The sequence below is a fragment of the Mesorhizobium sp. PL10 genome, assembly GCF_053714315.1.
In genome coordinates this window covers 1-3,274 of record NZ_JBSKBR010000094.1, presented here as the reverse complement: position 1 = coordinate 3,274, position 3,274 = coordinate 1, and the positions used below count along the sequence as shown (strand labels likewise).

General features: G+C 59.1%; 7 protein-coding genes and 1 pseudogene. 6 read left to right on the top strand and 2 right to left on the bottom strand.

All coding sequences use genetic code 11. From position 1 onward, the window contains the following. The 5 genes from ACWGTO_RS32940 to ACWGTO_RS32920 form a co-directional block, all read left to right on the top strand. Positions 1-152 (top strand): 4Fe-4S binding protein (locus ACWGTO_RS32940; protein ID WP_454578876.1); only part of this gene is annotated, 152 nt, incomplete at its 5' end. Positions 153-178: 26 nt separating this feature from the next. Then, the gene (locus ACWGTO_RS32935) at positions 179-445 is read left to right on the top strand and encodes an exopolysaccharide production repressor protein (protein ID WP_454578874.1); all 267 of its coding nucleotides are present in this window, start codon (positions 179-181) and stop codon (positions 443-445) included. Positions 446-595: 150 nt separating this feature from the next. Beyond that, entirely contained in the window at positions 596-751 is a 156-nt protein-coding gene (locus tag ACWGTO_RS32930) for a hypothetical protein (protein WP_454578873.1), read from the top strand. Between the two features lie 163 nt (positions 752-914). After that, positions 915-1,604 (top strand): response regulator, encoded by a 690-nt coding sequence (locus ACWGTO_RS32925; RefSeq protein ID WP_454578872.1) that lies wholly within the window; start codon positions 915-917, stop codon positions 1,602-1,604. Between the two features lie 196 nt (positions 1,605-1,800). Beyond that, a complete protein-coding gene (locus ACWGTO_RS32920) occupies positions 1,801-2,055 on the top strand; it encodes an exopolysaccharide production repressor protein (RefSeq protein ID WP_454578875.1) in 255 nt (84 codons plus the stop codon). Positions 2,056-2,195: 140 nt separating this feature from the next. Here the strand turns inward: ACWGTO_RS32920 and ACWGTO_RS32915 are convergent, their stop codons facing one another. Both ACWGTO_RS32915 and ACWGTO_RS32910 read right to left on the bottom strand, forming a co-directional pair. Further along, positions 2,196-2,414, bottom strand: a complete 219-nt coding sequence (locus ACWGTO_RS32915; RefSeq protein WP_454578871.1) for a transposase — start codon at positions 2,412-2,414, stop codon at positions 2,196-2,198. Between the two features lie 93 nt (positions 2,415-2,507). Then, positions 2,508-2,675 carry an SGNH hydrolase domain-containing protein gene (locus ACWGTO_RS32910; RefSeq protein ID WP_454578870.1) on the bottom strand — a complete coding sequence of 56 codons (168 nt, stop codon included), beginning with the start codon at positions 2,673-2,675 and terminating at the stop codon, positions 2,508-2,510. A gap of 90 nt (positions 2,676-2,765) precedes the next feature. Here ACWGTO_RS32910 and ACWGTO_RS32905 point away from each other — a divergent pair. Beyond that, positions 2,766-3,230: pseudogene (locus ACWGTO_RS32905) on the top strand (IS5 family transposase); the annotation flags it as partial. Between the last annotated feature and the right edge of the window lie 44 nt (positions 3,231-3,274).

Sequence of the window (3,274 nt, the reverse complement as noted above, 5' to 3'; positions counted from 1 at the left end):
TCTGCGATGACGAGGACGACTTCGATGGCGAGCTCAATCGCATGATCATGGTCGTCGACCATGCCGGCCGCTGCATCGGCTGCGGAGCCTGCGCTCGCGTCTGTCCGAAGAGCTGCCAGACCCATCTTGCGGCCGACAGCGCCGCAGCTTGATCTGCCTGACAAACAGGAGAACGCCGGTGCCACTCAGAATGTTTTGCCACATCATGGCGTTGGTCCTGTCCATCAATGCTGCAGCTGTCTATCTCACCTCGCATTCCATTGGATCGGCAATCGTCAAGACGCTCACTTGTGCGCTCTTTCTCCAGGCCGGCTATTTCGCAAGCGTGCTCTTTCTGATCTGGCAGTCTGCCCGTCCGGGCAGCACTGCACAAAAGGCCAAGCATTTCGATGGCGACCAGGAAGTTCGGCGCCAGTTGGCACCCTGCCGTGAGGGCGCGGAATGAACCTTCGGATGTCGTCGCGTCGGGGTGCGGGTTGCTTCGTTTCTACGACGGAGCAGGCGCTAGAAATTAGGACGGTTCTCTTTGGAACACGACCTTTGGAAGGATTCGTGCATAGCAGTTTTAGCTCAAGCGAACCCAGTTGGAGAGAACATGGCGGCAAAGTTCTTTGGCCTGCCCACCATGGGTGGTCCAGCGGCTCCTGCCAAGTCCAAGATACGCCCCGGCCTACGCGGCCTGCGCTTCATCGACTTGGCCGCCAGCGTGGACGTGGCCTGCGGCTGCAACCTGGAGCGGGTGAGAGTCTAGGCGCAGGCCAAGCCGGCATGAGGCTGCGAATGCCCGCAATTCACCGATCGGGTGGCTTGCCGGCAAAGGTGCGCCGAGAGCGCATACCTTCCGTACAAAGGATGCTCCACCCGTCAGCAGCGCCCAGCAACGCTGCCCGTGCGACCTCCCGATAGGACACGAAATGCGAACGCTACTCGTGGATCACCATTCAAAGCTCACCCAGGTGATGCAACGAGCGCTCTTGGACCGCGGTTTCACCGTTGATGTGATGCCTACTGTCGCTGACGCGTCGCTTGCATTTGGTGTTGCACGCTATGAAATTCTCCTGATCGAGTTAGCCCTGCCGGATGGAGATGGGTTGGATTGGCTAAGGCAACTGAGGCGCCAGGGGCATTCGGTTCCCGCTATCATAATGAGCAGCCTCGATGATCTCGAGACGCGAATCTCGATTTTCAACGGGGGCGCGGATGACTTCTTGCGTAGACCGGTCTCGACGGATGAGCTCATTGCCCGAATAAGGGCCGTTCTGCGGCGGTCGACGCAGGTGGCCGACCCCATTGTCACGTTTGGCAATCTCACATTCGATCCAATTGGCCGCCAGGTTTCCGTTGCTGGACAGCCGCTAAAGATCCCGCGCCGCGAACTAAGCATTCTTGAGCATCTGCTCAACCGCGCGGGTCGCACGTGTCCGCGCGAGCTCCTGGTGGACAGCCTCTACGCCTTCGACGACGAAGTCTCCAGCAATGCGCTTGAAGTCGGGATCTATCGCTTGCGCGGGATTTTGGGCCAAGCTCGCGCGACGATAACGATCAAGACGGCCCGGGGGATCGGTTATGTCCTTGAAGTGAACGACGGGCCCCCGGACGGGTAGCTAATCGAATCTGCCAGGTCGATTGCCTTCGCCGCCGCTCATCTGGTTAGCACTCTGCGATAGGAAACAAGGGCGTTAATTTCTTTCGCCCGAAACCGCTCGGTGACTCACACAAGCCCAGCACCCTCACAGCGATTTCTCGGTCGGCTAGCGCTCTGCTACCGGATAAATCAGGAGAACTTCAGTGCCCCTCAGAATGTTCTGCCATGTCATGGCGTTGGTCGTGTCCTCCAACGCTCTAGCTGTCTATTTCGTCTCGCGTTCCATCCGAGTGGTCATCGGCACGGCGCTCACTTCTGCGGTGCTTCTCCAGGTAGGTTATTTTGGAAGCGTTCTCTTGCTGATGTGGCGGTTTAGCAGCGCTGGGAGATCTGCACAAAAGGCTAATCATTTCGACAGCTGCCAGGAACGTCGGCGCCAATCGCCAACCTATCGGGAGAACGAGGAATGAACCTTCTTTTTTGCCTCGTTTCGACGGCCAAGGACAAGCTGGCCCGAGTGGCGGTCGAGAGGGCCCTTTGCCGTGTTAAAGGGACGCTCCGGCGTGCTCGTGGCCTGCGGCTACAATCTGCGGCAGGCGTCACCCATCCTCTACCCAAGCGAAGTCGGTATGAGGCCGCGCATGGCCGACACCCGCGACGGCGCCGTGACGGCTGCCAACGGCTCCACGCTCTTGCGCTCAATCGGCATCAGAAGTCCGAGGCAATAGTCCTTCAGCGGCTCAGCTCGGTCGGCGTGGCCGATCACCCCGATCAAAGCATCGACATAGGCGTCGAACGCGGCTTCACTCTCGGCTGTCCAGTCGGGCATGGCGGGGCTCTTCCCTGATCACCAAGCCGCACCCTAACAAATCCGCGACCAGCGCGAATCCCCCCACAGCCGCGACTTTCTGACTCAGTAAGACTAGCGAGCCGCTCTCATCAGCCTCTCGACAAGTCTTGTCTGGCGAGCGACGATCTCTGATCCTTCATAGGAAAGGTGACCGCTGTCTCGGTAAAGAAATTTTCCGTCGATCTCGGTCTTGCATGTTGTGTCGTCGCAAAGAAAGTCTTGGTAGGAGATAACCTCCACGTCAGCCTTTAAGTGTCCGTTCCAAAAAGAGGTGAGTGATTTCAGCGGGTTGTGATTCTGTCGGATTGCTGAGATTCGACGGAGATCATGATGCCCTGGACCGAAACCACTCGCCCGCAATATGTGCGGCGCTGCGCCCGTTACGCAAGCGATCTCACGGATGCTGAATGGGCGCTGATCGCGCGTTTGATGCCTTCGCCGAACCGGATCGGCCGTCCGCGCAAGACGGATCTGCGCGAAGTCGTGAACGCGCTTCTGTATATAGCTTCGTCGGGCGGCGCGTGGCGGCTTCTGCCGAAGGACTTCCCACCGTTCTCGACGGTGCAGAAATACTTCTGGCGCTGGCGTGACGAAGGACTGCTGCGCACCATCAACAATGAACTCGTCATGGCGGGGCGCGAACGCGAAGGCCGGGAAGCAAGCCCGTCTGCCGGCGTCATCGACAGCCAGACGGTCAAGACCACCGAAAGCGGCGGAATACGAGGCTTCGACGCTGGCAAGAAGATCATGGGCCGCAAGCGCCACATCGTCGTCGACACGATCGGCGCCTCGGTTGCCAGCAGATAAAGGTGGTAGGCACCTTTGTCCTTGTAACAGCC

Excerpts from the sequence above, each read along its gene's own strand:
- ACWGTO_RS32930 (WP_454578873.1), top strand. The coding sequence starts at position 596 with ATGGCGGCAAAGTTCTTTGGCCTGCCCACCATGGGTGGTCCAGCGGCT.
- ACWGTO_RS32920 (WP_454578875.1), top strand. The coding sequence starts at position 1,801 with ATGTTCTGCCATGTCATGGCGTTGGTCGTGTCCTCCAACGCTCTAGCT.
- ACWGTO_RS32925 (WP_454578872.1), top strand. The coding sequence starts at position 915 with ATGCGAACGCTACTCGTGGATCACCATTCAAAGCTCACCCAGGTGATG.
- ACWGTO_RS32915 (WP_454578871.1), bottom strand. The coding sequence starts at position 2,414 with ATGCCCGACTGGACAGCCGAGAGTGAAGCCGCGTTCGACGCCTATGTC.